We start from the raw sequence: 17,612 nt of genomic DNA on the forward strand, positions 1-17,612 counted from the left end.
TTAAAGATTGCCAAAAAACAAAAAGGAGAAGGGCAATGCCTCCTACTTTCAACATCAAAAATCCGAGAAACCAGGATGATTCATCAGGAATTGTCATTCACGTAACCGAAGATCCAACAGCTTTACCTGAACCTCCTGAAAACACAAGTCCTCCTAGCACAACTTCGCAACAAAATAATTCCTCCTGGTTTGCAAGATTGTTCGGGAGGCGAAAAAGTTCAACAGCCAAGGAATCTGCTTTAACAAACCCACCAATAACAAATCCAATGACCCCTAATCCTGCTTCAAGCAGTAAAGGAGGATGCAATACAACAATAAATACAATAATTAAATTCTATAAAAAATTTATTGACCAAAAAATTTCTGATATTGAGCGTCAATTAAGCACTGACACACCGACTAAACGAGAAAATTTAATAGCTAAAAAAAATAAATTAGGCGAGGCTAAGAAGCAATTTAGAATATCCGGCGATGACAATGAGGTAACACTGAAATTCTCCTCACCTGAAGAAGGCCGCGAGTTTCTTGAAAAACTTGCATCAGAATACCCAGCTATGAAGTTTTATGCATATACCATTAAACCTACCGGTGAAAAGGTTGAATATCACTCCAAAGGAGATGGAACAGGTACGCTTCATCAAGGCAGTTACTCAGAAAACAGCACTCCAATTAATGAAGATTTAACCCAAAACACTCCACAAATTCCTCTGGAAAGATCGGAAACTAACACTGCAGGGAGTTTATTCAGCAGATCCTCCTATCGATCCAACAAATCCAACAGACCGGTTAGCCAAGCTTCACTGATAAGCCAGATGAGTAGTAGTTGTAATAGCACTGATGACGAAGCCGATAAAGGAACAGGCAATTTTAACGGTTATACCAGACTGAATAGTTAGCGCCCTACTCCAATTAAAAAAACCACCTAATAGGTGGTTTTTTTAATTGGCGGGCCCGGACGGATTCGAACCGCCGACCGCCTGGTTCGTAGCCAGGTACTCTATCCAACTGAGCTACGGGCCCATAATTTTTCGATATCTTCCGTACATCCCTGTACTAATACATGCATACTTCTCTATGCACACGGCCACCCATCCATGGGCGGCGCTCAACGGGCAAAAAGATTCACTGGATCTTTTTGCTGGGCCGTTTCGCCTGAGCTACGGGCCCTTCACCAGTATGAGTAACCCCACCTCTGGAACCCGGTAAGGTAGCAGGTTCTAGAACAATTGCCAAGCATAAACCGGTAGTGCCTCATTTTTGTTGATGTGATATATTTTGCTATTTCAGAAAATCATTAGGATAAGGATTGCATGAATGGCAAGAATCAATGTTGCTTGCCCCTGCTGCTGTTTACATGAGGTTGTAAAATTTGGCGTCAGCAGTACAGGAAAGCAAAGGTTTCAATGTAAAAATAATGCTTGTGAGAAAAATACATTTCTTCTAGATTACACACATAATGCTCGTGCCCCTGGTGTTAAAGATAAAATAGTTGATATGGCAATGAATGGTAGTGGCGTCAGAGATACTGCACGCGTTTTACGTATTAGCATTAACACTGTTATTGGTGAATTAAAAAAAGGGTGAAGGTTTGGAGAGCGTCAATACACGACTTTTAAAGGAAAAAGAATCACTTGGTGCGTCTGTTACTGTTAATGTTGTACAAGTTGAAGAAGCGGAGCTGGATGAAATGTGGAGTTTTGTTCGAAATAAACAGAATCAACGTTGGCTTTGGCATGCGATTGATCACCATACACATGAGGTGTTAGCTTATCATTTTGGTCCAAGAAAAGATTCAGCATTTAAAGCACTGAAAGAAAAACTGAGCTCATTTGATATCAACTTTTACTATACAGATGATTGGGGTGCTTATGAATTGGACTTTGGATAAATAAAATCCCTTGCCAGTTAGGACAATAATCAAAAAATGTGAGTTTCTAAATCTTAAGCTGTTTTTTGCAGCAATTCGTAGAATTGCTCAGGTGTAAAATTTATTTTATCCAACCATGATTTTACTATCCCAATCAAATCCTCTATTTTTTCAGGGTCTGAGTTTTGCGTCTTTTCTTCAGTCCTCTGAATCGTTTTAATTTTTGAGTTGCTATTTTTGAAAATAGCAGGATGTCGCGTGCGTTTCCCCTGCGTATCACCTTTGGTTCTGCCTTGCGGATTACCGCGTGGTTTGCAGAGATTAGCAGGCGTGCCAACGGTATCAAGCACCGTAGAAAAACCCCGTTGCGTTTGTGAAGGGGTCGCAGTTATTGATGGTTTTTCGTTATCCACTTGGAAGCTCGGCAAATACCGCTCCCATTTTTTCGGTAAAATCGGGGCAAGATTCCTCGCTAGATAAAGTTGCGTATACGCTAATGCTGTCATCCGCCACCAATCTTCTTCGTGCTTAACATCCGGTGTTTGGTATCGGTCAAATAACAGTTTGTCTTTACCAAAACGAAAGTAGTGTTCAATGTCATAGCGTCTATCGTAATAGTGATACGCTTCTAATGCTGTGATTTCATTACGTCGTTCACCAGCGAGTCCTAACCAGAGTGGATTTTTATATAAAGATTTACCGTTAGCATCAACCGCAACCAATTGCACAACAGTAACAGGATGCTCATATCCTTTAAATTGCTTTGAACCACGCAGTAATTGGTCACGCCATATTTTAATCTCCAATTGGTAAGTTTTGCCACTGCGGGTTGTAATGGGTTGCTGCACAATCTCATCGGATTCACGGTGAGTCGTGCTGTCGTTTAGTTTCATCGCATCACCATAGCGTTTTATACTTCCTGAGGTATTATCTTCTATTGATGCGGGCGCGAAAACATTACGGGTACTGTTAAAACGGAAAAGATGTACCCAATTGGGATTTTCGCTAACCAGTTTACGGCAAGCTTCTGTACCATATTTTGAATCAGCCACGCTAACCACCAATTTATGAGTAAGCGCTAAGTCTGCAATACAACGGTTAATTTGCTGCATCCCAACTACATTGCCTTTTTCATCGCTTTTAACGCGCCTCGTATCCAGTGGAACTAACCAATGCTTTTCTTGAGCTGCACCATCATTGGGCAATAGTGATACCGTTGAATATTCATGTCCAATGGTAATCGGTTTGTTACCCGGTGCTGGATTAGGGCTGTAAACCACATGGCGATCTTCAACACAGTGTGCACTTTGACGCGACTGTGGTGTCGTATCCGCAATAATGATCACACGGTCATCGCTATGACTCACATGTTCATATTGTATTTTCATCATGCTATCCCAACAATTTGCTACCGACAAACCATCGCTAATCGCATCGGTAATACTACTGTATTCACGTTCAAAGTATGGCGATTCACATAATTCTATGGGTGTTTTGCAGCGATGGCCATGGCTTGAAAGGGCATCGAGTAAATTCATATTGGCATCGCGTCGCGCGGGGAAGATGTTGTAGAGGAATGTACGGAATTGTTTTAGTTTTTCTGTCGCTAACATCGTTTGTTCCTTATTTTATTTTTTCGAACAAACGTTGTTTACAACGTAAAATTTTTTTTCGGTTTCTATGTCAAGCAATTTTTAATTATTTTTATAAATTTATCCAAAGTCCAATATGAAAGACACCTGCCTCAATCAAAACATTTGGTGGGAAAGCAAAATACCCAAGCGATTGAACGAAAGCATCTCACGTTGCACACACGAATAAAGCGATTAGCGAGAAAGACGATTTGCTTTTCTAAACTGGATAAATTGCACGACATTGTCATCGGATTATTTATCAATAGGCACGAGTTTGGGAGGGTTATTTAGATGCCATCAACAAAAATGAGGCACCACCCGCCACTTGGCCTGACTCAAGCCCAAGGGCTTCAGCCTGCGATCAAGCTCATTGCGCCAGGCGCTCGCTGTTTTGAACAGTATCATGGGAAAAAGCGTATCATCTAGGGTATTCATAATGCGACAAATAATTAGCATACTAATGGTTGGTATGCTACCATACTTTCCTTTGTGGTCAAATAGCCAAAGCCATAAGATATGCACTCAAAAAAACGATCCGCCTTTCTTGTCATTTCACTCCTCCTCATACTAGTTATTTTTGCTGGCGTATTTCGCTACGTCCATACGCATCGCCGCCAATCCATGCGCGCTTTGGCAACAAGCGTTCAAGTGGCAGAGGTCACACTCAAAGATGCCCCGCTCTTTGTAAAAGCTCAAGGTACGGTTGAAGCATCGCGCTCTGTAGCGATTCAAGCACAGGTTACAGGTATTATAAAAAAAATCGGATTTACGCCTGGTCAAACCGTTAAGGCCGGGCAGTTACTTTTCAAAATTGACAGTACCACCTATGAGGCAGCACTTGCCAAAGCAGAGGCTAATTTGTCAAAAGATGAAGCGCAACTTCAAATGACACAGAAAGATAGTTCACGCTATCAGACTCTCATTAAAAAAGGGTTTATCAGCAAACAGCAATATGATCAAACGCAGGCTCAACTTAATGAAAATTTAAGTACCGTCAAGCTAGATAAAGCCGCCATACAACAAAATCAAGCGAAGTTGAATTATACGACTATCTTAGCTCCAATATCAGGTAAAACTGGTAATGTCACCATAAAAGAAGGCGATTTAGTCAATGCATCGAGCGATAAACCTTTAGTAACTGTTAATCAACTCTCGCCTATCTATGTTGATTTTTATTTACCTCAAGCTGACTTAGATACCTTATTGAAATATGAAAAGCTAGGAACACTCACCGTGGAAGTCTATGACGGTGGACACAAAAAACTACTCGACACCGGAAAATTAACCTTCATTAATAATACAGTCGACGCTAACACGGGAACCGTTTTGTTAAAAGGTTCTTTTCCCAATAAGCAAGGTTTTCTGTGGCCCGGAGAGTCTGTGATTGTTAAGTTAATCTTTACGGTTGAAAAAAATCAACTCGCCATTCCAAGCCGTGCAGTGCAATCGGATCAACAAGGTAATTTTGTTTATTTAATTAAAAGTAATCACACGATTATTACACCGGTTCAGGTATTAAGACAATTGAAGCAAACAACGTTTATTCGGAAAGGCTTACAACCAGGCGACCAAGTAGCTACCGTTTTCCCACCAGACCTCGAAAACAATGCACTTGTTAGCATCATAAAAAGTAATGCAACTAACACCATGCCAGTAAAACCATGAATTTTTGCAAACCCTTCATTCAGCGACCTGTAGCAACAGTCATTATTATGTTGGCTTTAATCATTGCTGGGGTTTTTGCCTACATGAATTTACCGATTAGCGAGCTACCGAATGTTGATTTTCCGACACTCGTCGTGAACGCAAGTCTGCCAGGTGCCGACCCCGAAACCATGGCTACCTCAGTTGCAACTCCTCTCGAAAAAGAATTAAGCACCGTATCAGGTATCAATTCGATGACTTCAGTGAGCAGTTCTGGCTCCACCAAAATCATTATGCAATTTGCATTGAGCCGAAATATTGATGCCGCTGCGCAAGATGTGCAATCTGCTTTATTGCAAGTAGAACGCAAACTTCCTCCCCAAATGTCGAGCCCACCGACCATTCACAAGGTTAACCCGGCCGACTCACCCGTGTTATATCTTGCATTGACTGCCAAACATATGCCCATGACAAAACTCGATAATTATGCAGAAAATTATTTATCATCAAATTTATCTATGATTCCTGGTGTTGCCAGTGTCAATGTATTTGGTGCGCAACAGTATGCAGTGAGAATTCATTTAAAACCCGATGCCATGAAAGCGCGTGGATTAAGCTTTGATGATGTTAGTCAAGCAATCGAGAACATTAATAGCAATCAACCAACAGGCACAATGCAAACAGAGGGTTTCTATCATTTAATTAAGGTTGATGCTGGATTAAATAATGCAAAGCAATTTTCCAATGCCATCATTAGCATTAAAAATGGCGCGCCCATTCGTCTAAAAGATATTGCCTCTGTTGAAAACAGCACAGCGAATGACAAAGCGGTTACTTGGTATAATAATCAAAAAGCAATCGTACTCGCCATTGATCGTCAACCCGGCACAAATACGGTCACTGTTGTAAATAATGTCTTGCAACATTTATCACAGCTCTCAAAGCAGTTACCCGGTGGAGCAAAATTAAACGTAGTTTACAACCGTGCAACTTTTATCAATTCAGCCATTCACGATGTTGAGTTTACACTCTTATTAGCTATTTTCTTGGTTGTTTTGGTCATTTATTTATTTTTCAAAAATATTCGATTTACAACCATTGCCGCACTCTCTGTTCCCGTTTCGGTGATTGCCACCTTTGGTGTTATGTATTTGTTGAGCTTTAGCTTAGACAATCTTTCATTAATGGCTTTAGTTTTGGCTGTTGGATTTGTCATCGATGACGCGATAGTCGTGCTTGAAAACATTATTCGTCATGTCGAACAAGGCATGAGTAAGTTGTCTGCCAGCCTACAAGGCTCAAAAGAAGTGAGCTTTACTGTTGTTGCCATGACACTTTCATTAGTAGCTGTGTTTATACCGATATTTTTCATGGGTGGTATTATCGGACGTTTATTTCATGAATTTGCTGCCGTTGTGAGTCTTGCAATTTTATTTTCAGGTTTCGTTGCCTTAACACTCATCCCGATGTTATGCAGCCGTCTAATAAGTCATACCAATTCCAGCGACGTCGAAAAACCTTCTATTTTTAATCGATTATTTTTGAATTGTCGCAACGGTTATGAGGCAAGTTTGGAATGGGCTTTGGATCACTATAAAACTGTGCTCATATTTGCAGGTGTTATCGTTGTTCTGACGGTATTATTATTCAATCTCGTTTCTAAAGGATTTATTCCCTCACAAGACACAGGAATGATTTTTGGCGGGATTGAAGCACCCGAAGGTATTACTTACAACGATTTTCTTAACGAACAAAATCTCGCAAAAACAATCATTCAAAAAAATCCAAATGTTTCCGCTGTGATTTCTTCTGTAGGACAAGGTTCTGATGCATCAGCGAGTCTCAATACAGGTCGATTAATTATAAAATTAAAGCCTAGCCAGGAAAGAAGCGAGAGTGCTTCTCAAATAATTCATCAACTAAAAAAACAGCTAAAGCAAGTGGCAGGGCTTAAAATATTTTTAACCAACCCTCCTGCGATTCGCATCGGGGGAAAATCATCTAACAGTAATTACCAATATGTTTTACAAGGTATGTCGTGGACTTCTTTAGAAAAAGCTGCAAATGCTATGGAAGAGAAATTAACCGCACTACCCGGGATTGACGATGTAGACAGTGATTTACAGATGAATAATCCAGAATTGCAATTGCATATTTTACGTAAAAAGGCAGCTACTTTAGGAGTCACACCGAACGATATCGAATCCACTTTGTATGCTGCCTATGGCCAAGAACAAGTAAGCAGCATTATGCGCTCTGATGGCGATTACGATGTCATTATGGATGTTGATCCGAAATATCAAGCCAATGTTGATTCCCTCAGCAATCTATATTTAAAATCATCTTCTGGTAGTATGGTCCCGCTTAGCGATGTCGTGCGAATAAAACAAAGTGCCGGACCTTTGTCGATTAATCATTACGGCCAACTGCCCGCGATTACTTTATCGTTTAATCTTGAGCACGGTTATGCCTTAGGCGATGTATTATCAAACATACAGCATGTCTCTAAACAGGTTTTACCAAGTGATGTTAGCGGCACATTTACGGGATCAGCTCAAAAATTCGAACAGTCATTGCTAACCCTGCCTATCTTGCTTGGTTTTACTGTATTAGTGATCTACATGGTTTTAGCGATTTTATATGAAAGCTTTATACACCCACTAACCATCTTAACTTCCCTACCTTTTGCTGTGTTCGGCGCACTGCTTTGCTTATATATTTTCGGTCAGGAGTTAGATATTTTTAGTTTCATCGGCTTAATCATGCTGGTTGGTATTACTAAGAAAAATGGAATCATCATGGTAGACTTTGCGCTAGACGCAAAACGCGCCAGTGATCTCTCTGCAAAAGAAGCAATCCAACGCGCTTGCTCTGTTCGCTTTCGACCTATTATGATGACAACCGTGTGTGCCATCGTCGCTGCATTACCTCTAGCACTTGGTTTAGGTGCAGGTGGTGAAGCACGACAAGGGCTGGTTATCGCTGTGGTTGGCGGTCTTATCTTTTCACAATTGATTACCTTGTATATCACCCCTGTTTTTTATATTGTCATGGATAAATTAACACGTCGCTCGAGCGCTTCAAAAAATGTTCTCGCGGAACAAGAAAACTACATTGATGGCTAAATTATTCATTAAAAATAAGACTACCGTTACAAATAGTTAGATTATAAAATACAAACCTAACTGATATAGTAACTGACCAAGCTGGAAAAATAATGCCTATTCAAACACTCGATCATATTAATTTTGTCACTGCAGATATGAAAGCCACTCGTGATTTTTATTGCAAAGTGATTGGATTAGTTCACGGCCCAAAAATGCCAAATGCCAATTCAGGTACCGAATATTTTTATATAGAAGGTGTTAAATCCCCTATTCTACATGTAGGTGATGCAAACACACCTAGCAAACAAGAAAACTTTAATCGTCTTGCAACTGCAAATAAGAAAACAGGGTTTTCAACAGGAAGTGTGGACCATTTTTGTTTGACCGTCGATGCAGAAGATTATGACGCTGTCATTGAAAGACTCAATGATCATGGTGTAACGTATGAAACCTTTTATTCTGAAGATATCTCGCTGACACAAGTTTGGGCCCTAGACCCCAATGGCATCCGAGTTGAGTTGAGTTGAGTTTTGAAGTGTCGCGCACTTCTTGATATCTATGCTGCGTGGTATTGAAGATGCCAGAAAAGCGATTAACGGTGCCATTGACGGTAATTGAAAAACCCGAACAAAACAACTTCAGCTGGTCGATTGACTTTATGACCGATTCACTTCAGTCAGGGAGGCGATTCAGAACCTTTAATGTACTGGACGATTTTAATCGGGAAGCGCTTGGTATTGAGATTGATTACTCGCTGCCTGGCTTACGTATTGTTCGATTGCTCAATCAGATTGCTAAACATCGAGGTTATCCCAAACAGCTTCGTTGCGACAATGGTCCGGAACTACGCTCTATTGTGCTAGTGATCTAACCCTGCTTTTTAGGACGCCTCATTAAGCGACATTTCTTAGTTCATGTTCTTCAAATGATTCAGGGCCTAAGAAGCCGAGGGTCGAGTGAAGACGTTTGCGATTGTAATACACCTCAATGTATTCAAACACCTGTTTTCTAGCCTCATCACGAGTTTTAAATTTCTCACCATGGATGGCTTCGACTTTAAAACTGTGATTCCAGTTTTCCATTGCCGCATTATCGTAACAATCACCACGTTTACTCATGCTGCAAATAAGCTCGTGATCACGCAGTAATTTTTGATAATCGAAGGAGCAATATTGACTACCACGATTTATTTTCAAGCTCACGTTTGCTTGGCTTGTCCTTTAACCACGCGTAATAACCACTTTTCGATACGCAGAGTAACCTGCACATGAAGCGTATCGGAAATTGATCCTTATATTTCTTTATCATAGCGTACCTCGCTTTGAGTCCTTGGCAAAGTACGCCGCGGCCTTTTTTAAAAAATCATTTTCCATTGATAAGCGCTCCACTTCTCGCCTCAAGCGATTCATTTCAAGCTGTTGGAGTTTCTGATTTTCAAGCGATGTGCCGCTCAACTTCTTCTTAGCTCGCCAAGCATAGTAATCTTCCCCTAAATTACCGGACACTAATTTGTTAAAATCTATGAAGTAACAAAGAGGTGATCTCATGACAAAGAAGACTCGAAAATACACACCGGCATTTAAACAAGAAGCAATCCATCTAGCACTCAGTTCTCCTTCCGTGTTAAGCGCTGCAAAAGACTTAGGCATGCCCGAAGCGACCCTCCACACCTGGGTGGATAAAGCCAGGAAGAGTGGTGAAGTGATTCATCCCAGCGCAAAGCAACCGGTCAACATAGGGGAACTCATTGAATAAAATCAACAGCTTAAGAAGCGACTGGCACGACTGGAACAGGAGAAAGCCATTCTAAAAAAGCGGCCACGTACTTCGCGAAAGAACTCGAGTGAAGTACAGCTTTATTCAAAAGCACGCCCAACTATTTGGAATTAACTTGCTATGTGATGTACTGGGTGTCAGTCGTAGTGGTTATTATGACTGGCTATCCCGACCTATGAGCCCACGTGAGCAAGCAAACCAACAATTAGATGAAAAAATTAAGGTAATTTATATGAGAAACAAACAACGTTACGGTTCACCACGTATAACTCGTGCATTGCAAGCGGAATCGATTTCCTGCAGTCACACGCGTATTGAGCGGCGTATGCGCTCCATGGGCTTAAAAGCACTTGCCAAGCGTAGATTTAAAATAACCACAGACTCGGGTCACAACAAGCCTATTTTTGAGAATATTTTAAAGAGAGATTTCACGACAACGGCGATCAATCAAAAATGGGTGAGTGATCTGACGTACATTCCAACCCGTGAAGGTTGGTTGTATTTAGCGGTGGTTATCGATGTGCATTCACGTTCGGTTATTGGCTCGTCAATGAATAAAAGCATGAAACAAGATTTAGTGTGTGATGCGTTATTGATGGCGTTATTCAAACGAAAATATCCAAAGCAAGTGATTATACACTCTGATCGGGGCAGTCAATATTTTGGACTTTGGATAAATAAAATCCTTTGCCAGTTAGGACAATAATCAAAAAATGTGAGTTTCTAAATCTTAACCTGTTTTTTGCAGCAATTCGTAGAATTTCTCAGGTGTAAAATTTATTTTATCCAACCATGATTTTACTATCCCAATCAAATCCTCTATTTTTTCAGGGTCTGAGTTTTGCGTCTTTTCTTCAGTCCTCTGAATCGTTTTAATTTTTGAGTTGCTATTTTTGAAAATAGCAGGATGTCGCGTGCGTTTCCCCTGCGTATCACCTTTGGTTCTGCCTTGCGGATTACCGCGTGGTTTGCAGAGATTAGCAGGCGTGCCAACGGTATCAAGCACCGTAGAAAAACCCCGTTGCGTTTGTGAAGGGGTCGCAGTTATTGATGGTTTTTCGTTATCCACTTGGAAGCTCGGCAAATACCGCTCCCATTTTTTCGGTAAAATCGGGGCAAGATTCCTCGCTAGATAAAGTTGCGTATACGCTAATGCTGTCATCCGCCACCAATCTTCTTCGTGCTTAACATCCGGTGTTTGGTATCGGTCAAATAACAGTTTGTCTTTACCAAAACGAAAGTAGTGTTCAATGTCATAGCGTCTATCGTAATAGTGATACGCTTCTAATGCTGTGATTTCATTACGTCGTTCACCAGCGAGTCCTAACCAGAGTGGATTTTTATATAAAGATTTACCGTTAGCATCAACCGCAACCAATTGCACAACAGTAACAGGATGCTCATATCCTTTAAATTGCTTTGAACCACGCAGTAATTGGTCACGCCATATTTTAATCTCCAATTGGTAAGTTTTGCCACTGCGGGTTGTAATGGGTTGCTGCACAATCTCATCGGATTCACGGTGAGTCGTGCTGTCGTTTAGTTTCATCGCATCACCATAGCGTTTTATACTTCCTGAGGTATTATCTTCTATTGATGCGGGCGCGAAAACATTACGGGTACTGTTAAAACGGAAAAGATGTACCCAATTGGGATTTTCGCTAACCAGTTTACGGCAAGCTTCTGTACCATATTTTGAATCAGCCACGCTAACCACCAATTTATGAGTAAGCGCTAAGTCTGCAATACAACGGTTAATTTGCTGCATCCCAACTACATTGCCTTTTTCATCGCTTTTAACGCGCCTCGTATCCAGTGGAACTAACCAATGCTTTTCTTGAGCTGCACCATCATTGGGCAATAGTGATACCGTTGAATATTCATGTCCAATGGTAATCGGTTTGTTACCCGGTGCTGGATTAGGGCTGTAAACCACATGGCGATCTTCAACACAGTGTGCACTTTGACGCGACTGTGGTGTCGTATCCGCAATAATGATCACACGGTCATCGCTATGACTCACATGTTCATATTGTATTTTCATCATGCTATCCCAACAATTTGCTACCGACAAACCATCGCTAATCGCATCGGTAATACTACTGTATTCACGTTCAAAGTATGGCGATTCACATAATTCTATGGGTGTTTTGCAGCGATGGCCATGGCTTGAAAGGGCATCGAGTAAATTCATATTGGCATCGCGTCGCGCGGGGAAGATGTTGTAGAGGAATGTACGGAATTGTTTTAGTTTTTCTGTCGCTAACATCGTTTGTTCCTTATTTTATTTTTTCGAACAAACGTTGTTTACAACGTAAAATTTTTTTTCGGTTTCTATGTCAAGCAATTTTTAATTATTTTTATAAATTTATCCAAAGTCCAATGTGACACAAAATGCATTTTTGAAGCTTGTTCTTAACAATAATCCAAACCGAAGACCATATAAGCACAATATAAAAAAATAAAATATAACGACAAAAACAATGGAAGCATACGCCGTGTGTTCGACGTCAAATAGGAGGGAGTGTAGTTTGATGTTTTTTTGCAGCCACAAATAAAGCAAATAAAATAAAACGACATTAAAGCAAATGGTAATAATATAGCGATAGCGTTTTTGCTTTAGCTTCATCCTTGAATTCCCAACTGCGCCTCAATCCATGGGCTTTATAGTTATACCGTTATTTTACAATAAAAAAGGTATTTATACTAGCGCATTAGCTGATAACTGTTCGAGATATTGGCGTAATCGCCCATTCAAATCCGGCCGTTTGAGCGCATAGGCGATCGTAGCTTCGAGTAGCCCCATTTGATTGCCACAATCATAGCGACGACCCTGAAAAGGATACGCAAAAATCTGCTCTTCCTTCAACAAAGCAGAAATCGCATCGGTGAGTTGCACCTCGCCACCAACGCCTCGTTCGGTATGTTCTAATAAATCGAAAATTCGAGGCGTTAAAATATAACGGCCTGTCACAGCCAAATTAGATGGCGCCTGTGCAGGAGTAGGTTTTTCAACAATCGCGTTAACTCGGCTAACATCCGCATCATGCTTGTCCAATGATACGATGCCGTATTTATCACTTTGCTCGATAGGAATCGTTTCAACAGCAACGATGCTCGATTGAGTTCGATTAAAAATATCTACCATCAGTTGAATACAACTTTTTTCACCACAATCGATCACATCATCAGCCAGCAATACTGCAAAAGGCTGGTCACCCACGACATGACGCGCAGACAAAACGGCATCACCCAAACCCAATGGATTTGCTTGGCGCACATACGTGCAACGCACATTGCCAGGCAAGAGATTTTGCACGGAAGCTAACGCCTGAATTTTGCCACGCTCTTTAAGACGCGTTTCCAGTTCAAAATTCGTGTCAAAATAATCTTCGATGGCACGCTTGCCGCTGCTCGTCACGAAAACAAGATGCGTGATACCCGCAGCAATCGCTTCTTCCACGACATATTGAATGACAGGCTTATCGACGATCGGCAACATTTCTTTGGGTTGTGCTTTCGTTACAGGCAAGAATCGTGTGCCCATACCCGCAACGGGAAAAACAGCGGTTGTTATTTTTTGCGTCAAGGATCTATCCTCTTAAAAATTATTTTTCTACTAAAGACAATATTTTTTTAATTAATGGCTGCATCGAATTATCAGGTTCATTCGTTAATAAGCTCTGTTCCAGATTTTTTAAAATTTTCCTGGCAATCGTTTTGCCTCGCTCGACCCCCCATTGATCAAAGGCATTAATATTCCATATTAAACTTTGCACATAAATTTTGTGTTCATACAAAGCTAATAATGCACCTAAATTATAGGGCGTAATACACTCCATTAAAATGGTGTTACTGGGATAATTTCCAGAAATAATTTTATGGGGCGCCAGCATGTTAGCTTCTTCTTGTCGAATACCTTGATGGTGCAAATCATTCATCACTTGTTCTAAGTCATAACCATGCATTAATGTTTCACTCTGACTTAAACAATTGGCAATTAAATCGTATTGACATCGATTTGTGCTGTAATTTTTCAACGGTAAAATAAAATCGATGGGGGCCAGTTGGTTGCCTTGCAAAAATAATTGATGAAAACTATGCTGACTATTAGAACCAATACCACCCCAGATAATCACACCAGTTGCATAATCGACTGGATCGCCATCACGCTGTATGGATTTACCCTGACTTTCCATATGCAGTTGTTTTAAATAGTCCGGTAAATAGAGCAATTGTTGGCTGTATGGAATAATGGCGCGACTTTGAGCATGGAAAAAATTACTGTACCAAATGGTTAACAACGCCAAAATAACCGGCATGTTTTGCGATAATTCTGTATGGCGAAAATGTTGATCCATCGCATAGGCGCCTGCCAAAAATTCTTGAAACCGCTCCATGCCTATGGCAATTGCGAGCGATAATCCCACCGATGACCAAATGGAATAACGGCCACCTACCCATTCCCACAAGGGAAAAATGTGATCGGGCAACAGACCAAAATTGATAGCTCGTTCTGCTTTTGCCGTGATCGCCAAAAAATGCGGCTTTATTCGTGTCTCATCACCCACCACATCTAGCAACCATTGTTTCGCACGATTGGCATTATCGAGCGTCTCCTTCGTGCCAAAAGATTTTGAGGTGATAATAAATAAAGTCGTTTCTGGATTGAGACGCTTCAACGTTTCACGAATATGAAATTCATCTTGGTTTGAAATAAAGTGGCAACGAATATTATTTTGAACATACGGCATGAGCGCTTGATAGACCATCAAAGGCCCCAAATCCGATCCTCCAACACCAATGTTCACAACATCTTGAATAGCTTTTCCACTGAACCCTTTATAGTGACCTGAGCGAATTAGATCAGACCAAGTTTTCATCTGATCCCAGGATGCATGAATATCCAACATCACATCTCGCCCATTCACTAAAACAGGCTTATCACCGAGATTGCGTAATGCAGTATGTAATGCAGCGGTTTTTTCAGTGCAATTAACCAAATCACCCTTAAAAAGCGATTCAATTTGCGGAGCAACTCGCATCACGTTAGCCAACTCAATTAAGCGTTGCATGGTTTCTGTAGTAATGCGATTTTTGGAATAATCCAAATAAAGCCCTGCCGCTTCCAAGAAAAATTCCTCACCGCGCCTGGGATCTGCTAAAAATAAATCGCGCATGTGCGCATTTGCAATATTACGATAGTGCGTTTGCAATGCATGCCACTGAGATGTTTGAGTGAGTTTTGTCATTTATTTATTTCGCTGCCATCCTAAGCGCTCCGTCTAAACGAATAACAGAGCCATTTAAATAGGGATTTTCAATAATATCTTTGACTAAACGTGCATACTCACTTGCTTGTGCCAACCTTTTTGGAAATGGCACAGATGCCGCCAAACTGTCTTGAACTTCATCTGGCATCGCCATCATCATCGGCGTGGCAACAATACCCGGGGCAATCGCCATGACACGTATGCCAAATTTTGAAAATTCACGCGCTGCTGGCAAGGTTAAAGCGACCACACCGCCTTTTGACGCACTATAAGCTACCTGACCAACTTGACCTTCAAACGCTGCAACAGAGGCTGTATTAATAACAACACCCCGCTCACCATCATTATTTAGTGGCTCTTGTTTCATCATTTGCGCTGCACACAATCGCATGATATTAAATGTGCCGATTAAATTGACTTGAATAACGCGATCAAAATCCTGTAAAGGCATGGCTCCCTCGCGACCCACAATACGAGCTGCCGGTGCAACGCCTGCACAATTAACACAAATAGTAATCGCACCAAACTGATCGACTACCTGTTTAATTGCATTTTCTGCACTCGTTGCCTGACTCACATCACATTCAACAGCAAAACCACCGATCTCATGCGCAACGGCATCCGCCTTTTTTTTATCGTAATCTAATAAAGCCACATTGGCGCCCGCTTCTTTTAGGCGACGCGCGGTTTCGGCACCCATACCAGAACCACCTCCAGTAATGACAGCAACTTGATTTTTAATCTCCATAAATGTCCTCATTCATAATCATGCATATTCACGTATGGGAGCAACGGCCCTACCGATTGAAAAATATTCAAATCCTTTCTCTTTCATCATTTTGGGATCATAGATATTACGCCCATCAAAGATGGCTGGATTTTTCAGCGCTTGTTTCATTCTTTTAAAATCTGGATTTTTAAACTGCTCCCATTCTGTCACAATGGCTAATACATCGGCATGCTGCAGCGCTGCTTCTGCCGTTTCACATAATTGCAAACGTGAAGACTGGCCGTAGATAGCGTCGATCTTTTTCATCGCTAACGGATCATAAGCCTGCACAATCGCTCCTTCTTGCCACAATAATTCTATCAATGTGCGGCTGGGTGCACAACGCACGTCATCTGTATTTGGCTTAAAAGCAAGGCCCCACAAAGCCACGACTTTATTTTCTAATTTACCATCAAAGTAATCATAAATTTTATCAAATATTATTCGCTTTTGTATGGCATTAGTTTGCAAAACAGCGTCGGTAATGTGCGCCTCACAATCCAATGCTTTTGCAAAATTTTGTAACGCACTCACATCTTTTGGAAAACATGAGCCACCAAATCCACAGCCTGGATTTAAGAATTTTTCCCCAATTCGCTTGTCCAATCCAATTGCATTTTTAATGTCTTCAATATCAACATCGATTCGCTCAGCGAGTCGACTCATTTCATTCATAAAACTAATTTTCGTCGCTAAAAATGTATTAGCCACATATTTTGTAAATTCGGCTGAACGTTCACTCATCACGACAAGCGGTTTTCCTTTTTCAGTTAAAGGCGCATACAGTTCGCGCATAATGGCAATAGCTTGCGGTGAGTGTGCACCAATAATAATGCGATCTGGATTCATAAAGTCCGAAACCGCATCGCCTTCTTTTAAAAATTCAGGATTAGAAACCACATCAAATTCAACCGAGGTATCACGTTTTTTGAGTTCCGTTGAAATAATCTCACGCAAGCGTTGCGCTGTGCCAACCGGTACCGTCGATTTTGTCACGATGACACTGTATTTTGTTATCAAGCTTCCAATCGTTGTCGCGACCGAATCAACATGACTCATGTCAACGGAGCCGTCAGCACCCGCTGGTGTGCCAACGGCAATAATTTGAACCTGACCAAAAACAACGGCTATTTTGGGATCTGTTGTAAAATGAATACGACCAGCAGCGAGATTCTTTTGCAAGAGCGCTGTGAGCCCCGCTTCGTAAATCGGCACCTCGGCACGTTTTAATGAGTCGACGCGGCTCTGATCGATATCCAAACAGTATACGTGATGCCCGAGTTCTGCTAGACAAACAGCGCTCACAAGGCCCACATAGCCTGCTCCGTATACAGTAATGTTCATATTTCCTCTTTCAAATTAAAATCGCTACCGGTTAAAAGGCACTTCAATTGCGGGAGGCAAGACGGGTGTTTGTTTGGCGGACCTTTAAGGATAGCGCCTTGCGACAAGCAAATACCCGTCCCGGCTCAATCTCCAATTGAAATTCCTTAAGCTCAAACTCGGCTAGCTAGCAATTTGCAATAACGACAACATAAGTTA

General features: G+C 41.2%; 16 protein-coding genes, 1 tRNA gene and 1 pseudogene. 10 read left to right on the forward strand and 8 right to left on the reverse strand.

The window, feature by feature from the left end; all coding sequences use genetic code 11:
- The first annotated feature begins 35 nt into the window (after positions 1-35).
- A complete protein-coding gene (locus tag ACJMKR_RS07390) occupies positions 36-896 on the forward strand; it encodes a hypothetical protein (RefSeq protein WP_423062513.1) in 861 nt (286 codons plus the stop codon).
- 47 nt (positions 897-943) lie between these two features.
- On the opposite strand, the gene ACJMKR_RS07395 is transcribed toward ACJMKR_RS07390, so the two are convergent.
- Positions 944-1,020 (reverse strand) — tRNA-Arg (locus tag ACJMKR_RS07395).
- A 294-nt stretch (positions 1,021-1,314) separates the two neighbouring features.
- On the opposite strand from ACJMKR_RS07395, the gene ACJMKR_RS07400 reads away from it, so the two are divergent.
- Together ACJMKR_RS07400 and ACJMKR_RS07405 are read left to right on the forward strand one after the other, a co-directional pair.
- Positions 1,315-1,584, forward strand: coding sequence for an IS1-like element transposase (locus ACJMKR_RS07400; protein ID WP_423062514.1), 270 nt, complete (start codon positions 1,315-1,317; stop codon positions 1,582-1,584).
- Between the two features lie 4 nt (positions 1,585-1,588).
- Positions 1,589-1,888, forward strand: coding sequence for an IS1 family transposase (locus ACJMKR_RS07405; protein ID WP_423062515.1), 300 nt, complete (start codon positions 1,589-1,591; stop codon positions 1,886-1,888).
- Between the two features lie 53 nt (positions 1,889-1,941).
- Here the strand turns inward: ACJMKR_RS07405 and ACJMKR_RS07410 are convergent, their stop codons facing one another.
- A complete protein-coding gene (locus tag ACJMKR_RS07410) occupies positions 1,942-3,480 on the reverse strand; it encodes a transposase (RefSeq protein ID WP_423062352.1) in 1,539 nt (512 codons plus the stop codon).
- A gap of 3 nt (positions 3,481-3,483) precedes the next feature.
- Between ACJMKR_RS07410 and ACJMKR_RS07415 the strand changes: the two genes are divergently transcribed.
- The 5 genes and pseudogenes from ACJMKR_RS07415 to ACJMKR_RS07435 all read left to right on the forward strand — a co-directional run.
- Entirely contained in the window at positions 3,484-3,792 is a 309-nt protein-coding gene (locus tag ACJMKR_RS07415) for an IS1 family transposase (RefSeq protein WP_423062516.1), read from the forward strand.
- Positions 3,793-4,122: 330 nt separating this feature from the next.
- Positions 4,123-5,166, forward strand: coding sequence for an efflux RND transporter periplasmic adaptor subunit (locus tag ACJMKR_RS07420; protein WP_423062517.1), 1,044 nt, complete (start codon positions 4,123-4,125; stop codon positions 5,164-5,166).
- A gap of 47 nt (positions 5,167-5,213) precedes the next feature.
- Complete coding sequence (locus ACJMKR_RS07425; protein WP_423062518.1) at positions 5,214-8,270, forward strand: efflux RND transporter permease subunit; 3,057 nt, start codon at positions 5,214-5,216, stop codon at positions 8,268-8,270.
- Between the two features lie 92 nt (positions 8,271-8,362).
- Positions 8,363-8,779 (forward strand): VOC family protein, encoded by a 417-nt coding sequence (locus tag ACJMKR_RS07430; protein WP_423062519.1) that lies wholly within the window; start codon positions 8,363-8,365, stop codon positions 8,777-8,779.
- A 53-nt stretch (positions 8,780-8,832) separates the two neighbouring features.
- Positions 8,833-9,117: pseudogene (locus ACJMKR_RS07435) on the forward strand (DDE-type integrase/transposase/recombinase); the annotation flags it as partial.
- A 28-nt stretch (positions 9,118-9,145) separates the two neighbouring features.
- On the opposite strand, the gene ACJMKR_RS07440 reads toward ACJMKR_RS07435, so the two are convergent.
- Positions 9,146-9,370 carry an IS3 family transposase gene (locus ACJMKR_RS07440; protein WP_423062520.1) on the reverse strand — a complete coding sequence of 75 codons (225 nt, stop codon included), beginning with the start codon at positions 9,368-9,370 and terminating at the stop codon, positions 9,146-9,148.
- Between the two features lie 427 nt (positions 9,371-9,797).
- Between ACJMKR_RS07440 and ACJMKR_RS07445 the strand changes: the two genes are divergently transcribed.
- Positions 9,798-10,007, forward strand: a complete 210-nt coding sequence (locus ACJMKR_RS07445; RefSeq protein WP_423062521.1) for a transposase — start codon at positions 9,798-9,800, stop codon at positions 10,005-10,007.
- Between the two features lie 88 nt (positions 10,008-10,095).
- Positions 10,096-10,734 carry an IS3 family transposase gene (locus ACJMKR_RS07450; RefSeq protein ID WP_423062522.1) on the forward strand — a complete coding sequence of 213 codons (639 nt, stop codon included), beginning with the start codon at positions 10,096-10,098 and terminating at the stop codon, positions 10,732-10,734.
- 24 nt (positions 10,735-10,758) lie between these two features.
- On the opposite strand, the gene ACJMKR_RS07455 is transcribed toward ACJMKR_RS07450, so the two are convergent.
- The 5 genes from ACJMKR_RS07455 to ACJMKR_RS07475 form a co-directional block, all read right to left on the reverse strand.
- A complete protein-coding gene (locus tag ACJMKR_RS07455; RefSeq protein ID WP_423062523.1) occupies positions 10,759-12,297 on the reverse strand; it encodes a transposase in 1,539 nt (512 codons plus the stop codon).
- 432 nt (positions 12,298-12,729) lie between these two features.
- Positions 12,730-13,575, reverse strand: a complete 846-nt coding sequence (galU, locus tag ACJMKR_RS07460; RefSeq protein WP_423064213.1) for a UTP--glucose-1-phosphate uridylyltransferase GalU — start codon at positions 13,573-13,575, stop codon at positions 12,730-12,732.
- Between the two features lie 61 nt (positions 13,576-13,636).
- Positions 13,637-15,280: a glucose-6-phosphate isomerase gene (pgi, locus tag ACJMKR_RS07465; RefSeq protein WP_423062524.1), complete on the reverse strand. Its 1,644-nt coding sequence runs from the start codon at positions 15,278-15,280 to the stop codon at positions 13,637-13,639.
- A 4-nt stretch (positions 15,281-15,284) separates the two neighbouring features.
- Positions 15,285-16,049 carry an SDR family NAD(P)-dependent oxidoreductase gene (locus tag ACJMKR_RS07470; protein ID WP_423062525.1) on the reverse strand — a complete coding sequence of 255 codons (765 nt, stop codon included), beginning with the start codon at positions 16,047-16,049 and terminating at the stop codon, positions 15,285-15,287.
- An 18-nt stretch (positions 16,050-16,067) separates the two neighbouring features.
- Positions 16,068-17,414 (reverse strand): UDP-glucose dehydrogenase family protein, encoded by a 1,347-nt coding sequence (locus tag ACJMKR_RS07475; RefSeq protein WP_423062526.1) that lies wholly within the window; start codon positions 17,412-17,414, stop codon positions 16,068-16,070.
- Between the last annotated feature and the right edge of the window lie 198 nt (positions 17,415-17,612).

This window comes from Candidiatus Paracoxiella cheracis (assembly GCF_049348705.1).
GTDB lineage: Bacteria > Pseudomonadota > Gammaproteobacteria > Coxiellales > Coxiellaceae > Paracoxiella > Paracoxiella cheracis.

Coding starts and splice junctions, on each gene's coding strand:
- ACJMKR_RS07475 (WP_423062526.1), bottom strand. CDS start 17,414: ATGAACATTACTGTATACGGAGCAGGCTATGTGGGCCTTGTGAGCGCT.
- ACJMKR_RS07390 (WP_423062513.1), top strand. CDS start 36: ATGCCTCCTACTTTCAACATCAAAAATCCGAGAAACCAGGATGATTCA.
- ACJMKR_RS07400 (WP_423062514.1), top strand. CDS start 1,315: ATGGCAAGAATCAATGTTGCTTGCCCCTGCTGCTGTTTACATGAGGTT.
- ACJMKR_RS07445 (WP_423062521.1), top strand. CDS start 9,798: ATGACAAAGAAGACTCGAAAATACACACCGGCATTTAAACAAGAAGCA.
- ACJMKR_RS07455 (WP_423062523.1), bottom strand. CDS start 12,297: ATGTTAGCGACAGAAAAACTAAAACAATTCCGTACATTCCTCTACAAC.
- ACJMKR_RS07470 (WP_423062525.1), bottom strand. CDS start 16,049: ATGGAGATTAAAAATCAAGTTGCTGTCATTACTGGAGGTGGTTCTGGT.
- ACJMKR_RS07420 (WP_423062517.1), top strand. CDS start 4,123: ATGCGCGCTTTGGCAACAAGCGTTCAAGTGGCAGAGGTCACACTCAAA.
- ACJMKR_RS07440 (WP_423062520.1), bottom strand. CDS start 9,370: ATGAGTAAACGTGGTGATTGTTACGATAATGCGGCAATGGAAAACTGG.
- galU (WP_423064213.1), bottom strand. CDS start 13,575: ATGGGCACACGATTCTTGCCTGTAACGAAAGCACAACCCAAAGAAATG.
- ACJMKR_RS07430 (WP_423062519.1), top strand. CDS start 8,363: ATGCCTATTCAAACACTCGATCATATTAATTTTGTCACTGCAGATATG.
- ACJMKR_RS07410 (WP_423062352.1), bottom strand. CDS start 3,480: ATGTTAGCGACAGAAAAACTAAAACAATTCCGTACATTCCTCTACAAC.
- ACJMKR_RS07425 (WP_423062518.1), top strand. CDS start 5,214: ATGTTGGCTTTAATCATTGCTGGGGTTTTTGCCTACATGAATTTACCG.
- pgi (WP_423062524.1), bottom strand. CDS start 15,280: ATGACAAAACTCACTCAAACATCTCAGTGGCATGCATTGCAAACGCAC.